The organism is Kribbella sp. HUAS MG21, from assembly GCF_040254265.1.
In the GTDB taxonomy this organism is placed as follows: Bacteria; Actinomycetota; Actinomycetes; order Propionibacteriales; family Kribbellaceae; genus Kribbella.
This window is the reverse complement of sequence record NZ_CP158165.1, coordinates 1,956,686-1,974,989: the sequence shown is the minus strand read 5'-3', so window position 1 is coordinate 1,974,989 and position 18,304 is coordinate 1,956,686. Positions and strand designations below refer to the sequence as shown.

General features: G+C 69.8%; 15 protein-coding genes. 9 read left to right on the top strand and 6 right to left on the bottom strand.

The window, feature by feature from the left end; all coding sequences use genetic code 11:
* Window positions 1-98: 98 nt before the first annotated feature.
* Window positions 99-2,153, bottom strand: coding sequence for a CDP-glycerol glycerophosphotransferase family protein (locus ABN611_RS09375; protein WP_350279420.1), 2,055 nt, complete (start codon window positions 2,151-2,153; stop codon window positions 99-101).
* 24 nt (window positions 2,154-2,177) lie between these two features.
* On the opposite strand from ABN611_RS09375, the gene ABN611_RS09370 reads away from it, so the two are divergent.
* A complete protein-coding gene (locus ABN611_RS09370) occupies window positions 2,178-2,954 on the top strand; it encodes a Fic family protein (RefSeq protein WP_350279419.1) in 777 nt (258 codons plus the stop codon).
* A gap of 268 nt (window positions 2,955-3,222) precedes the next feature.
* On the opposite strand, the gene ABN611_RS09365 is transcribed toward ABN611_RS09370, so the two are convergent.
* Window positions 3,223-4,020: an HAD-IB family hydrolase gene (locus ABN611_RS09365; RefSeq protein WP_350279418.1), complete on the bottom strand. Its 798-nt coding sequence runs from the start codon at window positions 4,018-4,020 to the stop codon at window positions 3,223-3,225.
* Between the two features lie 414 nt (window positions 4,021-4,434).
* Here ABN611_RS09365 and ABN611_RS09360 point away from each other — a divergent pair, with 414 nt between their 5' ends.
* Window positions 4,435-6,111 (top strand): glycoside hydrolase family 18 protein, encoded by a 1,677-nt coding sequence (locus tag ABN611_RS09360; RefSeq protein WP_350279417.1) that lies wholly within the window; start codon window positions 4,435-4,437, stop codon window positions 6,109-6,111.
* 2 nt (window positions 6,112-6,113) lie between these two features.
* Entirely contained in the window at window positions 6,114-7,016 is a 903-nt protein-coding gene (locus ABN611_RS09355; protein ID WP_350279416.1) for a helix-turn-helix domain-containing protein, read from the top strand.
* Here the strand turns inward: ABN611_RS09355 and ABN611_RS09350 are convergent.
* Together ABN611_RS09350 and ABN611_RS09345 are read right to left on the bottom strand one after the other, a co-directional pair.
* Window positions 7,013-7,462: a YbaK/EbsC family protein gene (locus tag ABN611_RS09350; protein WP_350279415.1), complete on the bottom strand. Its 450-nt coding sequence runs from the start codon at window positions 7,460-7,462 to the stop codon at window positions 7,013-7,015. The genes ABN611_RS09355 and ABN611_RS09350 overlap by 4 nt on opposite strands.
* 4 nt (window positions 7,463-7,466) lie before the next feature.
* Window positions 7,467-8,678 carry an MFS transporter gene (locus ABN611_RS09345; protein ID WP_350279414.1) on the bottom strand — a complete coding sequence of 404 codons (1,212 nt, stop codon included), beginning with the start codon at window positions 8,676-8,678 and terminating at the stop codon, window positions 7,467-7,469.
* A gap of 71 nt (window positions 8,679-8,749) precedes the next feature.
* On the opposite strand from ABN611_RS09345, the gene ABN611_RS09340 reads away from it, so the two are divergent.
* Both ABN611_RS09340 and ABN611_RS09335 read left to right on the top strand, forming a co-directional pair.
* On the top strand, window positions 8,750-9,637 hold the full coding sequence (locus tag ABN611_RS09340; RefSeq protein ID WP_350279413.1) for a LysR family transcriptional regulator: 888 nt from the start codon (window positions 8,750-8,752) through the stop codon (window positions 9,635-9,637).
* A 78-nt stretch (window positions 9,638-9,715) separates the two neighbouring features.
* A complete protein-coding gene (locus ABN611_RS09335) occupies window positions 9,716-10,489 on the top strand; it encodes a hypothetical protein (protein ID WP_350279412.1) in 774 nt (257 codons plus the stop codon).
* A gap of 58 nt (window positions 10,490-10,547) precedes the next feature.
* On the opposite strand, the gene ABN611_RS09330 is transcribed toward ABN611_RS09335, so the two are convergent.
* Both ABN611_RS09330 and ABN611_RS09325 read right to left on the bottom strand, forming a co-directional pair.
* Window positions 10,548-12,092 carry a cellulose binding domain-containing protein gene (locus ABN611_RS09330; protein WP_350279411.1) on the bottom strand — a complete coding sequence of 515 codons (1,545 nt, stop codon included), beginning with the start codon at window positions 12,090-12,092 and terminating at the stop codon, window positions 10,548-10,550.
* 28 nt (window positions 12,093-12,120) lie between these two features.
* Window positions 12,121-13,800 carry a glycosyl hydrolase family 18 protein gene (locus ABN611_RS09325; RefSeq protein ID WP_350279410.1) on the bottom strand — a complete coding sequence of 560 codons (1,680 nt, stop codon included), beginning with the start codon at window positions 13,798-13,800 and terminating at the stop codon, window positions 12,121-12,123.
* A gap of 257 nt (window positions 13,801-14,057) precedes the next feature.
* Between ABN611_RS09325 and ssd the strand changes: the two genes are divergently transcribed.
* The 4 genes from ssd to ABN611_RS09305 are packed head-to-tail and all read left to right on the top strand — an operon-like array spanning window position 14,058 to window position 18,299.
* Window positions 14,058-15,107, top strand: a complete 1,050-nt coding sequence (gene ssd / locus ABN611_RS09320; protein WP_350279409.1) for a septum site-determining protein Ssd — start codon at window positions 14,058-14,060, stop codon at window positions 15,105-15,107.
* Entirely contained in the window at window positions 15,104-16,378 is a 1,275-nt protein-coding gene (locus ABN611_RS09315) for a TadA family conjugal transfer-associated ATPase (RefSeq protein ID WP_350279408.1), read from the top strand. The genes ssd and ABN611_RS09315 overlap by 4 nt, the downstream gene beginning before the upstream one ends.
* Entirely contained in the window at window positions 16,375-17,208 is an 834-nt protein-coding gene (locus ABN611_RS09310; protein WP_350279407.1) for a type II secretion system F family protein, read from the top strand. Before ABN611_RS09315 ends, ABN611_RS09310 begins: the two co-directional genes overlap by 4 nt.
* Window positions 17,133-18,299, top strand: coding sequence for a type II secretion system F family protein (locus ABN611_RS09305; RefSeq protein WP_350279406.1), 1,167 nt, complete (start codon window positions 17,133-17,135; stop codon window positions 18,297-18,299). The genes ABN611_RS09310 and ABN611_RS09305 overlap by 76 nt, the downstream gene beginning before the upstream one ends.
* The last annotated feature ends 5 nt before the right edge of the window (window positions 18,300-18,304 follow it).

The window sequence follows — 18,304 nt, the reverse complement described above, 5'->3', positions numbered from 1 at the left end:
ACGCGACTGGAACAGGCTGAGGTGTTCAGACAGTGCGTCGTCGTCGCAGGCTGAAGCGCACGCGCACGGCGTGGGACGGCTTCAGGCTGATCGACATGTCAGCCATTATGCACGAAGTACGCCGACGGCGCCGGGGACCGCTCGGCCAGCGGGGTGATCGCCGGTACGTCGGTCTCGCCCAGCAGCACCCGCCGGACGACGCGCTCGGCCGCGCGCCCGTCGTCGAACTCGCAGAACCTCTCCCGGAACAGCTGCCGGTGCTTGGCCGCCTCGGGCGAGCCGAACGTCCCGGTCCGGAGCGCGCCGAGCAGTTCCTCGACGGACCGTGCCACCACGCCGGGCGGGAACTCGGCGACGTCGAAGTACGCGTCCGGCCGGTCCTGGCCGAGGTGCAGCAGGATCGGCCGGTCGAGGTTGGCGTAGTCGAAGGTGATCGACGAGTAGTCCGAGATCAGCACGTCCGCCGCCAGCAGCAGGTCCTCGTCCCGCGCGTTCTGCGAGGTGGTGAGCACGCGGGCGTGTGGACCGGCTGCGGCCGCCAGCCGGCCCGGGTCGACACCGTCGCCCGACGTCGGCGCGTACAGGATCACCAGGTGCGAGTCGTCGTACCCGAATCCGGCCCGGATCGCCCGGACCTCGTCGAGGCTCGCGGTGAGCAGCCGGTCGTTGCGCGGATAGCCGTACTCGAGCTCCTCGAAGTACGCCGGGTAGATGCGCTCCCAGATCTCCGAGGAGTACCGGTTCGAGGACAGGTTGAAGTCCCAGCGGTCGACGCCGCGGAGGAACTCCTCCTTGCCCTCGTCCGGAAGGTTCACCGTGGTCAGCGGCGTCCCGTGCTGGGTCTGCAGGTGGATCTGCCCCTCGCGCTTCTCCAGCTCCTTCGGCCAGTTCATGTTGCTGACGACGTACGTCGCCTTGCCGAGCAGCTTGTCGTACGCCGGGGAGTCCGCGACGACGTACTCGACGCCCTCGGGGATCGCGCTCACGTGGTCGTTGTCGACGACCCAGACACCGCGCAAGTGCGGTGCAAGCTCGGCCGCCTTCTCGTAGATCGCCCGGGGGTTGCAGGCGAACTGCTTGAACCAGTAGGCGGCGTACGCGACCAGGTTCGGGTCGAGCTTGCCGCGGCGCAGCAGCTTGCCGACGGTCTTGCGCGGACTCGGGACCTGCAGCATCCGTGAGCTGAGCTTCAGCGTGGAGTAGGTCGCGTAGTCGTCGTGGATCAGCAGCCAGCGCTTGAACCCGCGGGCGGTGCGATCGGTGCTGTAGCCGTCGGGCTTCCAGCGCTTGGCGAACGCGTGCGCGGCGTGGAAGAACTCGGCCCGGTCGTCGGGGTCGATCCGTTCGGGCTTCGCGAGCACGGCGAGGATGTGGTCCAGCGACCGGTCGAACGCGAACCGGCGCCAGCCGGTCAGCTCCGGGTCGGACTGGATGAACGCGTGCACCCGGTCGTACTGGTCGAAGATGTCCCACTGCCGGCGGCCGCTGGTGGCGTGGATGTTGCCGCCGGTGCGGTGCTGCCGGTAGTGCACCACGATCCGGTCGAGGGTGGCGATCCGCTCGGCGGTCAGCATCGTGGAGTAGGTCCAGGGCGCGTCCTCGTAGAACCCGCTGGTGAACCCGAAGCCGTGCCGGGTGAGGAACTCCCGGCGGTACGCCTTGTTCCAGACGACCTCGAGGAAGGTCAGGAAGATCGGCCGCTCGGCCGCCGTGAACACGCCGGCGCCCTCGCGCGCGAACGCGTCGTGGCGCTGGCTGCCGAGCACCCGGCCGTCCCAGAAGATCCGCTCGTAGTCGAACATCACGATGTCCGGCTGGTTGGTGTTGTCGATCCGGGCGGCGATCGCGGCCAGCGAACCCGGGGTGTAGGTGTCGTCGGCGTCCAGGAACAGCACGTACTCGCCGCGGCACTCCTTCAGCCCGGCGTTCCGGGCGGGTCCCAGGCCGACGTTCTCCTCCAGGTGCAGCACCCGCACCCGCGGGTCCGCGGCGGCGTACTCGTCCAGGATCCGGCCGGAACCGTCCCGGTCCGCGTCGTCCACCCCGATCACCTCGAAGTCGGCGAACGACTGCCCGAGCACCGAGTCCAGGCACGGCCGCAGCCAGGCCCGCGAGGCATGGCAGGGGACCACGATGCTGAACTTGGGGGCCATGCCTCGTCATCTTAAGGTCAGGGCATGAGTACTGATGTGTTCGAGCCGCTGGCTGGCCTGGAAGGGGTCGGGTCGGCGGCGCAGGCGGCCCGGGACGCGGTCGACGTACTGCTGCGGGACCGCGGGCTGCGCCGGGTCGGCTCGGACATGACCGCCGAGGCGCTGCTGCGCGGCGCGCACGCGTCCGCCGCGCTGGCCGGCAGCACGGCCGCGCTGGACGAGGTACGGCGGGGAGAAACCGACGGCCTCGTCTCCGGCGCGGTGCGGATGACCGGCGAGCTGATGACGCTCGCCCAGCAGGTCGACAAGGCGCCCGTGCAGGTCTGGACCAGACTGCACCAGTTGGCCGCGGCGGACCTGGCCCCGGCCGAGCAGCTCGGCCACGTGCGGACCGCCGCCGAGCCGATCCCGGACGACATCCCGGGCCTGCCGCCCGCGCCGCCCGCCGACGAGCTGTGGGAGCGGCTGAGCGCTCTAGCGCAGAACCTGACCCGCCCGACGAAAGCCCCCGGCCTGGTCGTCGCGGCGATCGTGCACGCCGAGCTCGCGGTGCTGCGCCCGTTCCCGGTCGCCAACGGCCTGGTCGCGCGGGCCGCCGAGCGCTGCCTCTTGGTTGCTCGGGGCATCGACCCGGTCGCGGTCACGGTCCCTGAGGGTGGTCACTATGTGTTGCAGGCGAGCTATGCGACCGGCCTCACCGACTACACAGCGCGAGGGCTGACCGGGGTCCGTGACTGGTTGCTGCGGTCCTGCGAGGTCGTGACAAAAGGTGCCGAGCTGTCCCCGCTGGCATCGTCCTGACATGCGAACGGCGCTCTCACGGGGAGAGCGCCGTCGCTGGCACGTCGCCCTGGTTACCATGCGTGCACCGGTTTGCCGCCACAGGACGAGGCCTGGGTCGCGCTGCCCCTTTGGGATGGGCTGGTCGCCGCGTGGGTGCCTGGGTTTCGTGCAATCTCTACCGAGCCCGAGGGCTCTTTGTTGATTCCTTTGTACTCCTGAAACCCCTTTCTGTGAAGGGGATGCCGCGTGTTCATGGAGTTGAGAAGAATGAAGTCGACTTCAGCTTTCAGCTCGCCCGGGCGCGACGGCGGGAGGCCAGCAGCAGCGCCCCGGCGACCGCGGCCGCGACCACGCCGACGGCCATCGCGGGTCGCCGTACGCGCGGGAAACCGAGCCGCTGAGCGGGCTCGGCGAACGCCAGTACCGGCCAGCCGCGCTCGGTCGCGACCCGCCGCAACGCCTTGTCCGGGTTGACCGCGTAGGGGTGTCCCACGGCGGCGAGCATCGGCTCGTCGGTGATCGAGTCCGAGTAGCCGTAGCTGGCCGCGAGGTCGTAACCCTCGGCCGCGGCCAGCGCCTCGATGGCGGTTGCCTTGTACGGACCGTAGGCATACTCGGCGATCTCGCCCGTGTACTTGCCGTCAGCAACGACCATCCGGGTCGCGATCACCCGGTCGGCGCCGAGCATTTCCCCGATCGGCTCCACCACCTCGGCGCCGGACGACGACACGATCACCACGTCCCGGCCGGCGGCGTGGTGCTGCTCGATCAGCTCCACCGCCTCGGTGTGGATCATCGGCCGGACGATGTGGTCGAGGGTGTCGGCAACGATCGCCTGCACGGTCGAGACGTCCCAGCCGGTGCACATCGCGGAGAGGTACTCGCGCATCCGCTCCATCTGGTCGTGGTCGGCGCCGCCGAGCAGGTAGACGAACTGGGCGTACGCGCTGCGCAGCACGGTCCGGCGGTTGATCAGCCCGCCGGCGTAGAACGGCCGGGAGAAGGCCAGCGTGCTCGAGCGGGCGATAATGGTCTTGTCCAGATCGAAGAACGCGGCCGCTTTGCCCTTCCCGGAGTACGCCATGCAGTCGAGGATAGGCAGCCGGGAGAAACGCCGGGGGACCCGGGCTTTTGCGTGGGCCGGTATCCCGTTAGACTGGTGAGCAGTGTGACAGTGACACTGGCTGGAAGCGCCTGATCGGGTGCAACTGGCGCTCGGGTGAACACATCGGGTGAAACTCAACTGAGATGTGTGAAACCTGAACTTGGGGGGTACATACCCCCTGACAGTGGCAGACTGTCGCCTCCTGAACGGCCCCCGGCTCCTCCCCCCGAGCCCGTGGCCGAAGACGGCCCCCGGTCACCCCCCCGCCGGGGGCCGTCGCCTTTCCCGGGGTTGCCAAGTAACGGTAAAGATTCTCGCTTTTCTGCGCGTGGGAGCGTTCTCACTTTATGCAGGGTCTTGACAATGTAATTGCCTGGTCACAGGTTGTAAGGCATGAAACTGCCTGCACACCGCCCCCAGGCAGCGGTCCTGCTCAGCCTGCTCGCCGTAGTCATGGCCTTCCTGGTCCCCGGTTCCGCCTCCGCGGCCACCAATCTCGTCACGAACGCCGGCTTCGAGTCCGGCACGCTCTCCGGCTGGTCCTGCCCCGCCGGCGCGGTCACTACCTCGGCTCCGCACTCGGGCTCGTACGCCCTGCAGGCCACGCCGAGCGGGAATGACATCGCGCGCTGTTCCCAGTCGATAGTGGTCCAGCCCAATACGGCGTACACGCTGTCGGCCTGGGTGAAGGGATCGAACGTCTACCTCGGAGTGGATGGTGGTCCCAGTACGTGGACAACCAGTTCCGGGTGGAGCCAGTTGACGGTCCCGTTCACCACGGGCGCCTCGACGTCGGTCACGATCTACGTCCACAGCTGGTACGCGCTGCCGGCGTACCAGGTCGACGACGTCGTGCTCGACGGTCCCGGCGGCGCTCCGGACACCACGCCGCCGTCGACACCGGGTGGCCTGACGGTCGGCAGCCCGACCTCGAGCTCGCTGAAGCTGTCCTGGTCCGCCGCGTCGGACGCGAACGGGATCGACCACTACGACGTCGTCCGCGGGACCGGGGCCGCGCAGAGCGTCGGCGACGTGACCAGCTGGACCGCGACCGGGCTGTCCGCTGCGACGACGTACTCGTTCAAGATCCGCGCGTGCGACCCGAGCGGCAACTGCTCGCCGTACGGCCCTGCCGTGTCCGGGACGACGTCCGAGGGCGGCACCAACCCGCCGGCCGGGAGCCTGCCGGCGCATGTGCTGACCGGGTACTGGCAGAACTTCAACAACGGCGCCACGGTGCAGAAGATCTCCGACGTGCCGGCGGCGTACGACCTGATCGCGGTCGCCTTCGCGGACGCGGACCCGTCGAGGCCGGGCGGCATCACGTTCACCCTGGACAGCGCCGGGCTCGGTGGGTACACGGTCGCGCAGTTCAAGGCGGACATCGCCGCGAAGCAGGCGGCCGGGAAGAAGGTCATTCTGTCCGTCGGCGGCCAGAACGGCACCATCTCGGTCGGTGACGCGACGGCCGCGGCCAACTTCGCGTCGAGCGCGCTCTCGGTACTGCGCGAGTACGGGTTCGACGGGATCGACATCGACCTGGAGAACGGGGTCAACGCGCAGTACATGGGACAGGCGCTGCGCAGCCTGCACAGCTCGTTCGGCAGCGGGCTGGTGATCACCATGGCGCCGCAGACGATCGACATGCAGAGCACGTCGTTCGAGTACTTCAAGCTGGCGCTGGCGATCAAGGACATCCTGACGATCGTCAACGTGCAGTACTACAACTCGGGCTCGATGAACGGCTGCGACGGCCGGGTGTACTCGCAGGGCTCGGTCGACTTCATCACCGCCCAGGCCTGCATCATGCTGCAGAACGGGCTGCGACCCGACCAGGTCGGCCTCGGCCTGCCGGCGTCGACCAGGGCCGCCGGGAGCGGGTACGTCGCCCCGTCGGTCGCCATCGCCGCACTGGACTGCCTCACCAAGGGCACCAGTTGCGGCACCTACAAGCCGAGCTCCCCGTGGCCGTCGCTGCGCGGTGCGATGACCTGGTCGACGAACTGGGACGCCTCGAACGGCAACCAGTTCGCGACCCAGGTCGGCGGCCACGTGCACTCGCTGCCCTGATCATGCACAGCTACCGACCCGCTCCGGTGCTGGAGGCGCTCGGTGTCTGCTCGGAGGACGAGCAGCTCTACCGGGCGCTTCTGGCCCGCCCGGAATCCACGGCGACCGACCTGGCCGCCTTCGTCGACTGGCCGGCCAACCGCGTCGGCCGGCACCTCAAGTCCTTGCTGTCGCTCGGCCTGGCGTCCCGGACGCCAGGCCGTCCGGCCCGCTACCTGCCCGCCGTACCGGAGGCTGCGGTCGAGCTCCTGGCGCTGCGGAAACAGGCGGCGATCGTGGAGGCCCGGCTGGGGGCCGCGATGCTGACGGCCGAGTTCCGGGCGCCGGACGCGTTCACGGTGATCCGAGGGCCGGAGGCGATCGCGCAGCGGTTCCACCAGGCGCAGCAGTGCGCGCAGGACGAGGTACTGGTGCTGGACCGGTTGCTGGTCGAGCCGCGTCGTACGCCTGGGGTCTCCTACCGGACGATCTACGACATGGCGTCGCTGTCCGAGCCCGCTGACCTGCTCGCGGCGCGGTCCGCGGGCTGCTGCCGGATGCTACGCGACGTACCGCTCCAGCTGGTCGTCGTGGACCGCCGTACTGCGCTGCTGCCGACCGCCTCGGAGGTGGTGGTGGAGCTGGGTCCGTCGAGCCTTCTGGACGCGTTGGTGCGGCTCTTCGACCTCCTGTGGCAGCAGGCCAGCCCTCTGACCCCTTCGGTGTCCGAGGGGCCGCTGTCGGCCGAGGACCAGCAGCTCCTGTCCCTGGCCGCTGCCGGCCTCACCGACCAGGCCATCGCCCGCCGCCTGGGCGTGGCCCAGCGCACCGTCGAACGCCGCATGCAGCGCATCCTCAGGGCTCTGGACGCCACCACCCGCTTCCAGGCCGGTCTCCGCGCCGGCCAGCAGGGCCTGCTTGTCTAGTCCGTCACGTCGGCCACGGTGGCGTTGAGCGCCTTGGCCAGCGCCTGGGCGTCCACGGTGATGCCGACGCCGTGGTCCCCGCCGCCGATCGAGATGGTGCCGGTGATCCGCTCGTCCGCGATCACCGGCCAGGCGTGCGTGCTCCCGAGCGGCGTGATCGTCCCGCGGACGTAGCCGGTGACGTCGAAGGCCGTGTCCTTGTCGGGCATCGAGATCCGGTTGACGCCGAGCAGCGTCCGCAGCTTGGGCCAGGCGATCTCGCGGTCGCCCGGCACCAGGACGAAGCGGTAGTCGTCGTCGGCCAGCCGGACCACGATCGTCTTGATCAACCGCGCCGGTTCGATACCGCGCGCGGCGGCGGCCTCCTCCAACGAGTTCACCCGGCCGTGCCGGGTCACCTCGTAGGTCAGTCCCAGTTGGTCGGCCGCGTCAGTCGCTTTGGTCACCTGGCTAGTTTTGCACCTTGCTGGGAACGTTCCTGAGCAGCAGAGCGAGTACCAGCGTGACGACGAACAGCACGCCCGCCTCTGCGGCGACGCCGATCCACTGCGCGTGGCTCCACGCCGTACCCGCCAGGCCTCCGAAGACCGAGGAGCCCAGGTAGAACGCGAACAGGTACATGCTCGACGCCTGCCCGGTTCCGACCCCGCTCGCATGCGCCCGCGCAGGCACCCAGCCACTGGCCACGCCGTGGACCGCGAAGAACCCCGCCGTCATCACCGCCAGGCCCAGCACGATCAGCGGCAGCGGCGCGGCCAGGGTGATCGCCACACCGGCGAGAGTGATCAGGCAGCCGATCGGCACCACAGCCCGCCGCCCGTAGCGGTCCGCCAGCGTTCCAGCGGTTGCCGAGCCCGCTGAGCCGAGGAGATACACACAGAAGACGAGCCCTGCCGCCCCGGCGCTCAGCTCGTACGGCGAACCCGACAGCCGGAACACAGCGCCGTTGTAGACAGCGACGAAGGCGCCGACCGCTGTGGCGGCGATCCCGTAGAGCGCCAGCAACGCGGGATCCCGTAGTACCCGGAACAGGTCGCGCGGCCGCGCCGGGCTCGGGCGGAAGTTCCGCGAGGCGGGCAGCAACAGCCACACCACCGCGGCGCAGAGGAGTCCGACCACAGCGATCCCGGCGGTCGCGAAGCGCCAGCCGCCGAGGTCGGCCAATCCGCCGGCGATCAGGCGTCCCGCCATACCGCCGACCGCCGTACCGGCGATGTAGAGGCCGCTGGCCCGTGCGTGGCTGTCGTGGTGGACCTCCTCGCGCAGGTACGCCATGGCAACGGCTGGGAGCCCGGCCATCGCGATGCCCTGGAGCCCTCGCAGACCCAGCAACAGGTGCCAGCTCGGCGCGAACGCGCTGAGCAGTGCGAAGACCGAGGTCGCTGCGACCGACCAGCGCATCAGATTGGTCCGCCCGAGAACCTCCGACGCCGGTCCCGCGACGAGCAACGCCAAGCCCAGGCCGAAGGTGGCGAACGACACGCTGAACGCGCTCTGGCTGGGGGAGACGTGGAACGCGTCGACGAGCTCGGGCAGCAACGGCTGCGTGCTGTAGAGCAGGGCGAACGTCGCCAGTCCGGCCGCGAACAGCGAGATCGAGAGCTTGCGGTACTCCGGGTCGCCGGGGAGGTAGCCGGTCTGGTGGGCGACGGACTGGTGCATGTCTTCGACGGTCGCACGCCTGGGGCAATGCGTAAAATGTCGATTTCGGGAGAAATCGATACGCTTTCTGTATGCATGTCGAGGACCTGCGGTGGTTCGTCGTACTCGCGGAGACCGAGCACCTCACCGCGGCGGCTGCCGCGCTGGGCACCAGCCAGCCGAACCTGACCCGGTCGCTGCAGCGCGTCGAGCGGGCATTCGGGGTGCCGCTGTTCGAGCGGGAGCGGCGCGGCGTACGGCTGAATCCGTACGGCCGTCTGGTTCTGGAGGCGGCCCGCGCCGGGACCGCGGCGGTGGACACGGCGCAGCGTCGCATCGACGCGCTGCTCGATCCGGAGTCCGGGACGGTGCGGCTCGCGTTCCTCCACTCGGTGGCGACCAGCCTGATGCCGGACCTGCTGAAGGCCTTCCGGGCGGTGGCGCCGAACATCGCCTTCGCCCTGCGGCAAGAGCCGGCGCACGACATCGTCCAGGACCTCGAGAGTGGGGAGGCCGAGATCGCGATCGTCTCGCCGCGGCCGGACCCGGCCCAGTTCGGCTGGCACCTGCTGGAGCGGCAGCGGCTCCGGCTGCACGTGCCGCCCGGCCACGCGCTGGCCTCCCGGCACCGCGTGGAGCTGGAGGCGGCGCGGGACGAGCCGTTCGTCGGGCTGCAGCCGGGGTTCGGGTTCCGGCGGGTGACCGACCGGCTGTGCGAGGCGGCGGGGTTCAGCCCGCGGCTGGCGTTCGAGGCGACCGACCTCGCGACGATCGACAGCCTGGTCGGCGCGGGCCTCGGCGTGGCGATCCTGCCGGCGGGTGCGGTCCGGGGGAACGACAGCGGGGCGGTCTCCGTTCCGCTGGCCGGCGTCCGGTCGCGGCGGGAGATCGGCATGGCGTGGCGGCTGAGCACGCCGCTGACGCCCGCGGCCGAGCGTTTCCGGACGTTCGTCCGATCGCGTCCGGTGACGACCAGCTGACCGCGACTTTCGTAGTGTTCGTCCCAATTTCCGGTGTCGACTTGCAGAGAGAGGGCTTTCCCCCGCACTCTTTCCTCCGTGAGGAAGCGTCTGGGATCGTTCCGGCCGAGTCGCCGGCTGCTGTTCGCGGCCGGGACCGCGGCGGCTGCGTCGACGGTTGCGGCCAGCGCTGCCGAGGCGGTCACCGGCTCGCCGTCGGCGACCGCGGCGAACCTCGTCTCGCTGGGCGCTTACGGGTCGGGCGTGCTCGGCTCCTGGGAGCGCCAGGCGCGCGCGATCTCGAACGAGGCGCAGATCCGCCGGACCCGGGAGACCGACGGCGTCTTCATGTTCGGCGACAGCATCGGCGTCCAGGACGGCCCGGCGCTGGCCCGGCAGCTGAGCCAGCTCGGGATCAGCATCGCCGTCCACAACTGGGCCGGCCGGCCGGTCACGCCCGCGGTCGACGCGCTGGACACCTGGGCCCAGGAGTACGGCCTGCCGCACCGGATCCTGATGTCGGTCGGCTCCAACGACATCTTCACGCCGCCCGCGGTCGAGGCGCAGGTCGAGCGGACCATGCGCATCGTCGGAGAGGAGCGGATCGTCTACTGGGTCAACGTGCAGGCGGCGCGTACGGCGCACGGCCCGGACGTCAAGGTCGCTGACCAGCGCAACAGCGCCTGGATCAACCTGCAGCTCGCCGAGGCGCAGCGCCGCTACGACAACCTGCGGATCGTGCACTGGGCCGAGCACCTGGCCTCCAGCCCGAACCGGCTGGGCCGCCTGCTCCGCGACGGCCTGCACCCGTCGGTGCCGCTCGGCCAGAACGCCCGCAACGGCCTCATCATCCAGGCGATCAAGGCCGGCTGAAACGTCTCGCGGCGGGTACGGCGGGACGTCTGAGCGTCCCGCCGTACCGCTGGGTGTGTCAGAAGCCCGCGGTGATGCGGGTGAAGTCCCAGTCGTTCTGGGCGATGCCACTGCAGTTGGACACCACGCCGCCGCCTGGGCAGCCGCGGTCGCGGTTGACCGACCAGAACGCCAGCCGGCTGAGCCCGTTGCTCTTCGCCCAGTTGGTGATGTTCTGCCAGGTGGCGGTGGTGGTCATCTCCTGCTGGTCGGACAGGCCGTTCATGCCGGAGATGCCCTGGTGCGCGTAGGCCTCCGCGGTGGACCAGCCGAAGGTGGCCTTCAGCTTGTTGTTCAGGCCCTGGGACGCGGCGACCGTGTCGTTGTAGATGTTCGAGCTGCCGAAGTCGAACGGCATCAGCGTGAAGATGTCGATGTTGGCGCCGAGTGCCTTCGACCGGTCGATCAGGCGGTTGCCCCAGAAGTTCGGACCGGTCGTCGTGGTGCCGAAGGTCAGGATCGTGGTGATCCCGGGGTTGTTCTGCTTGACGATCTTCAGCGCGTTCAGGATCCGGTCCTGGACGACCTCGTTCTCGAACTCGTCGGAGTTCTCGATGTCGACGTCGATCGCCTTCAGGTTGTAGGCGTTGATCACCTGCTGGTACGCGCCGGCGAGCGCTTCCGGCGTACTGCAGTTCGGACCGAGCTTGTTGCCGCTCCAGCCGCCGATCGACGGCACGATGTCGCCGCCGGCCGCGCGGATCTGGGCGATCGCGTTGGCGTCCGCGCTGCCCTGCAGCGGGCGGCTGCCGTCCCAGGCCGGGTTGCAGCCGCCGGACGACAGGATGAACGCCATCGTGAACCACTTGATGCCGGTCGCGTTCATCACGGTCGCCGGGCTCGGCGGGTCGCCCCAGCCCATGTAGAGGTACGGCGCGGCCTGCTTGGTGCCGGTGTTCCCGCCACCGGTGCCGGTCTTCACGGAGATGCTGCCGCTCTTCGGGCCTTCCCCGGCGCTGTTCGAAGCACTGACCTGATAGCTGTACGACGTGTTCGCGGCCAGGCCGGAGTCGGTGTACGACGTACCCGTCGGGCTGCCGACCTTTGTACCGTTGCGGTAGACGTTGTAGCTGGTCGCACCGGACGCGGCCGACCACGTGAGGCTCACCGACGACGCGGACGACGTACCGGAGAGACCTGTGGGTGCGGCGGGGACGGTGCCGCCACCGCCACCTGAGCACGAGCCGCCGTTCAGACGGCAGGCGGCGAGGCCGGGGAAGTTGCCCGGGGTGCCGTTGAACCCGAAGGTGACGGTGGCACCCGGTGCGAGTGGGCCTGCCCAGCTCGGCGGGGTGAAGGTGTGCGTCTGGCCGCTGCTGGTGCGGGTGGCGTCCCAGCTGCTGCTGACGGTGTAGCCGGACGGGAAGTCCAGCGCGACCGACCAGGTGCTGAGAGAGCTGGTGGTGCCGTTGGTGACGGTCACCTTCCCCTCGAAGCCGCTGCCCCAGTCGGACACTTTGGTGAAGGTGGCGGTGACACTCGCCGCGTTGGCTGCCTGTGCGCTCAGCAGCGCGAAGACCACCGCGGTGACGGCTGCCAGCGCCAGAGTGATGCGTCGTTTCATGATGCTCCGATCAGTGGGCGGTACGTGATCAGACCCGGCCCCAGAGTGCGGGGACGTTCGGCGGCTCCCAGCCGGTGAGCGAGGTGTGAGCCTGGATGCACTTGTAGGTGACGCCGGCGTAGGTGACGAGCGCACCGGTCGCGTACGCCGTGTTCGGCGCCCACGGGGTGGCCGTGCCGGGCGGAGTGGTGGGCGGCGTCGTCGGCGGTGTGGTGGGCGGCGTGGTGGGTGGGCCGCTGCAGCCGGGGGTGTCGGCGTTGACCGCGTTGACCACGTGGTTGAAGAGGGTGACGTTCGGGTCCAGGGCCTCGAGCGAGTACATCATCGCGCCGGCCAGTCCGTTGCAGTGCTGGTAGTCGGCCTTGGCCTTGATCGACTGGGCGTTGTCACCGGACCAGAACGTGCCGTCACGGTAGAACCACGAGGACTTCGTGACGTCGTCGAAGTACGTCGCCGACGGGTTGTCCACGAAGCCGACAAGCTCCTTGTAGAACGAGACCCCCGGCACGTTGCCGCTCATCGCATGCCCGTCGGCAGGTCCCGTCGCCGGTTGGTACTTGCCGTTGGCGGTTGCCGGCACACCCTTCCATCCCCTGTAGTAGAAGGGATATCCGATCGTCAGCTTGTTCGCCGGGAACCCGCCGGGGATGCCGTACGCCGGGTCACCCGTCGTCCACGCCTTCACCGCAGCGTCGACGGAGTACTTGCCCTGACCCGGTGGGATCGGGTTGCTGGGATCGTTCGGCGCCGTGTAGAGCGGGTCCTGGAAGTTCGTCGGCCCGGTGGCCTCCCAGCCGCCGTGCATGTCGTACGTCATCACGTTGTTGTAGTCGAGGTACTGCCCGATCTTGTCGGTCTCGATCGTGGCGATCTTGTCCTGGCCGGCCGGGGTCGCCGCGGTCAGGTAGTACTTCTTGCCGGTCTGGCCGCCGTACGCGTCGAGCTGCGCGCGGAACTCGGCCAGCAGCAGGGTGAAGTTCTGCTTGTCGGCGGGGCTGTAGTGGTTGCCGACGTGGCCGTTCGGCGAGCCCGGGTACTCCCAGTCGATGTCGATCCCGTCGAAGATGCCGGCCGCCGAACCGGGGCCGCCGAAGCCGTCGATCATCGGCAGGTCGCCTTTGAGGAACATGTTCACGCAGGAGCTGACGAAGGTCTTGCGCTTCGCGTCGGTCGCGGCCGCGTCGGAGAAGTACTTCGAGTACGTCCAGCCGCCGATCGAGATCAGGATCTTCAGGTTCGGGTACTTCGCCTTGAGCTTCTTGAGCTGGTTGAAGTTGCCCTGGATCGGCTGGTTCCAGACGTCGCCGACGCCGTCGACGCTGATGTCGGCGCCGTACGACTTCCCGTAGTCGGCGAACGCGTCACCGGCGCCGTCGCCGGCGTTCGGGTTGTTCTCGTCCTGCGACGCGGCCTTGTTGGCCATGAAGCAGGTGTGGTCGGTCGGGTGGATGTTGGCGAAGGCGTAGTTCAGGAAGTCCAGCTTCGCGCCGGCGCCGGTGGTGACCAGGTTCTTCGGGTAGAAGGCGTTGGCGTAGATCCCCCACTGGGTGAAGTACGCCGTCTTGACGCCGCCGCTGGTCGCCTGCGGCGCGGTGACGGCGTTGTCTGCTGCGGTGGTGCCGGGGCTCGCCAGGGAGACGCCGGCGGCGGTGATCAGGGCGGTGGCCGCGACGGTGGCGGTGGCGGCGAGCATGCGCAATCGACTCATCAGGTTCCTCCGGAGCGATGGGGCGGAAGCGGTCCGGTGAAATTTAGTTAAAGACGCTTCGAAAGGAACCGTAACCTTTCCCGGCGGCTTGGTCGCGGGCTCGTCGTGGCGGGTTCCCGCTGCTGACGGAAACCCGACAGCCCTTTGTCCACAGGGATCTTCCGATGTGTCCGGGAGCGACCGAACAACGGCATGTTCTAGGCATGGACACGAATCCGCCGACCCCGTCAGTGCTCATGGCAACTACCGACCAAAGCTTGCTCGACAACCTCCTGCGGCTCGCGGCCGCCGCGTCCGTCACGCCGCACGTCGAGCCCGATCTGCACGGCCTGCGGCGCAACTGGCAGACCTGTTCGCTGGTGGTCGTCGGCCGCGACCTGGCCGAGCCGTTGGCCCGCGCCCAGCCAACGCACCGCCCTGGGGTCGTCGTGGTCGGTTCGACCGCAGACGGCGACGACCTCTACCGCTGCGCCTTCGGCATCGGTGCCGACGTCGTCTGCCGCCTGCCCGACGAGGAGCCGCTGCTGGTCGGCAAGCTGGCCGACGCCCTGGACGGCGCCGACCGGGCCGCGGTGACACTGGCCTTCGTCGGTGGGTGCGGGGGAGCGGGCTCGACCACGCTCGCCGCCGCCGTGGCTGTGCTCGGCAACCGCCGGGGATTCCGGACGATGCTGATCGACGGCGATCCGCTCGGCGGCGGGATCGAGCTTGCCCTGGGCATCGAGCGCGATCCGGGTGACCGCTGGCCGAAGCTGCTGAACGCGTCGGGCCGGGTGAGTGCCGCGGCGCTCCGGTCCGCGCTGCCTTCGGTCGACGGGCTGGCGGTCCTGTCCTGGGACCAGTCCGACGTCACGGTCCTGCCGCCCGACACGATGAGCTCGGTCATCGGCGCCGCGCAACGCAGTACCGACCTGGTCGTCCTCGACCTGCCCCGGCGCGCCGACCCCACGGTCGAGGAAGGCTTCATCCGCGCCACCGCCACGCTTCTCGTCGTCCCCTGCGACGTCCGCTCGATAGCCGCCGCCAAGCGCCTCTCCGGGCCCTTGCGTTCCGTGGCCGGCGACGTCCGCCTCGTGGTCCGCGAGTCCCGGCCGGGGCTCGCCGCCGCCGACATCGCCTCCCACCTCTCCTTGCCCTTAGCAACAAAACTCGGCTCCGACCCCAGAGTGCCGGCTGCCATGGACGACGGCCGCTTCACCCTCACCCGCCGCAGCCCGCTCGCCCGCGCCGCCACCGACATCCTCGACCTCTTCGATCCCTCACCTCCGCACCATCGTCCGCCGCAGAAGACCCTGGAGCCCGCATGACCACCACTGCCGTGCCGACAGACCTGCTCGATCGCGTCCGCGGCACCCTCGCACTCACCGGCGCCGAGCCGACACCTGCCCACGTCGCAGCCGCACTCCGCGCCGACGGCACCGTCTGCGGCGACGCGATGGTCCTCGCGGTCGTCACGGCCCTTCGCCGCGAAGCCCTCGGCGCGGGCCCACTCGACAGCCTCCTCGCCGAGCCGGGCATCACGGACATCCTCGTCAACGGCCCCGACGAGGTGTACATCGACCGCGGTCACGGCCTCGAGTTCGTCGCCATCCGCACCGGCGACGAACAAGCCATCCGCCGCCTTGCCACCCGCCTCGCGGCAGCAGCCGGCCGCCGCCTCGACGACTCCACGCCGTACGTCGACGTCCGCCTCTCCGACGGCACCCGCTTCCACGCGGTGCTGGCCCCGATCGCCGCCCCCGGCACCTGCCTGTCCCTCCGCGTCCCGTCCCGCAAGGTCTTCACCCTCGACGACCTGATCGCCGCCGGAGCTCTCCCCGAAGCCGGCGCCGCGATCCTGCACGACCTCCTCGACTCCCGCCTCGCGTTCCTGATCAGCGGCGGCACCGGCACCGGCAAGACCACGCTGCTCAACACCCTGCTGTCCCTGACCAACCCCGCCGAACGCCTGGTCCTCGTCGAAGACGCCAACGAGCTCCGCCCCGACCACCCGCACGTGGTCCGCCTGGAAGCCCGCCCACCCAACGTCGAAGGCGCCGGCGAAATCTCCCTCCGCGACCTCGTCCGCCAAGCCCTCCGCATGCGCCCCGACCGCCTGGTAGTAGGCGAGGTCAGAGGCGCCGAAGTAGTAGACCTCCTGACCGCCCTCAACACCGGCCACGAGGGAGGCTGCGGCACCATCCACGCCAACTCCGCAGCCGACGTCCCAGCCCGCCTGGAAGCCCTAGGCGCCCTCGCCGGCCAACCTCCCACAGCCATCCAAACCCAAGCCGCCTCAGCCCTACACGCCGTAATCCACCTGACCCGAACCCCCACAGGCCACCGCCGCATCACCGAAATCCACACCCTCACCAAACCCCCCAACGCCCCCCTCACAACCCACCCCGCCGTCACCTTCCACCCCAACAACACCCTCACCCTCCATCCCCCCGCCAACCTCTTCACCAAACTCCCCCCAACCCACACCCCCCGCCGCCCACCCCCTAGCGCACCACCGACCGCACCACCGACCGCGCCACCGACCGCACCGCCAAGCGCCCCCTCGAGCACACCGTCGCCCACCACGACAGCCCCATGAGCCCAGCCTTCGCAGCCGCCCTCCTCACCGCCCTGGCCTGCGCCCTAGCCCTTCGCCCCCGCTCACCAGGCCTCCACCGCCTAACACCCCACGCCAACTCCCGCCGCCACCACCCCACCCAGCCCTGTCAGCCCAGCCCTGCCCGTCACCTCCGCTCCCGCCTCCGTCGCGCCTGGCTCCTACTCCCACCCACCGCCACAGCCACCGCGCTGTTCGGCATCCAAGCCCTCGTCTCCACCATCGCAATCACCACGGTCCTAGCCCTGATCGCCCACCAACGCACCCTCCACCACCAGCAAAAGACCGCAGCAACCCGCCGCGCCACCATCATCGAAGCCCTCGACGTACTAGCCGCAGACCTCACAGCCGGCCGCCCACCCATCACCGCCCTGGAAGGCGCCGCCTCCATCAGCCCCGACTTCCAACCAGTCCACGCAGCAGCCAAACTCGGCGCCGACGTCCCCACAGCCCTCTCCAGAGCCGCCACCACCCCAGGCGCCTCCAGCCTCCGAGCCCTCGCCGCAGCCTGGCGAGTAACCGAAGAGTCAGGCGCCGCCTTCGCCGCCCTCACCGAACGCCTGGCCAACGCCCTCCGAGCCGACGAAGCCATCCACCGCCAAACCGAATCCAGCCTCGCCAACGCCCGCACCACCGCCCGAATCCTCGCCACCCTCCCCGCCCTAGGCATAACCCTCGGCTACGCCCTAGGAGCCAACCCCCTCACCTTCCTCACAGCCACCCCACCAGGCTGGCTATGCCTAACCACAGGCCTATCCCTAACCGCCCTAGGCCTCCACTGGACCACCCACCTATCCACCCCCCAAACCTGACCACCCACCCACACCCCGCGCCCCACAACACCCGCCCCCCACAACACCCGCGCCCCCGCCCCCGAACCGCCCACCCCGCACACCACCAACCCCGACACCCTCGCCGAACGGCGGCCTCGCCCGGCGCACCACCGGACTGCCGCGCCCCGCGCACCACCAAACCGCCGCATACGTCCCCCGACGCTCACACCCCACACCCCACACCCCGCGCCCCCGCGCCACGCGCTCCGCACCCTGCGCGCCCGAACCTCCGCACGACCGGACCGCGAACCTGTAATTCCGCGCACCGCGCGTCCAGTGTCCGGTTCCCGCCTCTGCGCCTGCATCCCCGGCGCCGTACCCGGAACCCACCCTTGAACCCGAAGGGCTCCTGCATGCCATACGCCCTGACCACAGCCACGGCTGTTGCCCTCAGCACCTACCTTCTGATCCCACCCAAACCAGACCTACGCCGCCTAGCCCCTCCCCAGCCCCGCACCCGCCCCCAGCCCCCGCGCTCCCACCGCCTAACCGCCGCCGGCGCAGCCCTAGCCGCACTCCTACTCATCGGCTTCCCCTGGGGCCTGATCCCAGCCGCCATCGCGTACTACGCCATCCCCCGAGCCATCGCCCGCCTAGAACCAGCCGCCACCAAACAACGCAACACCCAAATAGCCCGCGACCTCCCACTGGCAATCGACCTACTGACCGCCTGCCTCCGAGCCGGCCGCCCGCCCCAACGAGCCCTAACCCTCGTAGCCGAAGCCCTCCCAGGCCCCCTCGCCGACATCTTCACCAAGATCGCCCACCACCTCGCCCTAGGAGCCGACCCAGCCACCGCCTGGTCCCACCTACGCTCCGAACCACCCTGCGCTCCCATGGCCCGAGCCATCACCCGTTCCCTCCGCTCCGGCGCCCCACTCTCCAAAACCCTCGAACACCTAGCCGACGAAACCCGCCGCGCCCACCACCACACCGCAGACCAACAAGCCCGCGCCGCAGAATCCCGAGCCGCCCTCCCCTTAGGCCTGTGCTTCCTCCCCGCCTTCGTACTCCTCTCCATCGTCCCCACCATCGCCGACGCCCTGATCCCCTTCCTCCTCCACCCCTGACCTAT

What these genes read in the sequence shown, in the direction of transcription:
- ABN611_RS09375 (WP_350279420.1), bottom strand. Translation starts at nt 2,153, where the DNA reads ATGGCCCCCAAGTTCAGCATCGTGGTCCCCTGCCATGCCTCGCGGGCC.
- ABN611_RS09370 (WP_350279419.1), top strand. Translation starts at nt 2,178, where the DNA reads ATGAGTACTGATGTGTTCGAGCCGCTGGCTGGCCTGGAAGGGGTCGGG.
- ABN611_RS09365 (WP_350279418.1), bottom strand. Translation starts at nt 4,020, where the DNA reads ATGGCGTACTCCGGGAAGGGCAAAGCGGCCGCGTTCTTCGATCTGGAC.
- ABN611_RS09360 (WP_350279417.1), top strand. Translation starts at nt 4,435, where the DNA reads ATGAAACTGCCTGCACACCGCCCCCAGGCAGCGGTCCTGCTCAGCCTG.
- ABN611_RS09355 (WP_350279416.1), top strand. Translation starts at nt 6,114, where the DNA reads ATGCACAGCTACCGACCCGCTCCGGTGCTGGAGGCGCTCGGTGTCTGC.
- ABN611_RS09345 (WP_350279414.1), bottom strand. Translation starts at nt 8,678, where the DNA reads ATGCACCAGTCCGTCGCCCACCAGACCGGCTACCTCCCCGGCGACCCG.
- ABN611_RS09340 (WP_350279413.1), top strand. Translation starts at nt 8,750, where the DNA reads ATGCATGTCGAGGACCTGCGGTGGTTCGTCGTACTCGCGGAGACCGAG.
- ABN611_RS09330 (WP_350279411.1), bottom strand. Translation starts at nt 12,092, where the DNA reads ATGAAACGACGCATCACTCTGGCGCTGGCAGCCGTCACCGCGGTGGTC.
- ABN611_RS09325 (WP_350279410.1), bottom strand. Translation starts at nt 13,800, where the DNA reads ATGAGTCGATTGCGCATGCTCGCCGCCACCGCCACCGTCGCGGCCACC.
- ABN611_RS09315 (WP_350279408.1), top strand. Translation starts at nt 15,104, where the DNA reads ATGACCACCACTGCCGTGCCGACAGACCTGCTCGATCGCGTCCGCGGC.
- ABN611_RS09310 (WP_350279407.1), top strand. Translation starts at nt 16,375, where the DNA reads ATGAGCCCAGCCTTCGCAGCCGCCCTCCTCACCGCCCTGGCCTGCGCC.
- ABN611_RS09305 (WP_350279406.1), top strand. Translation starts at nt 17,133, where the DNA reads ATGCCTAACCACAGGCCTATCCCTAACCGCCCTAGGCCTCCACTGGAC.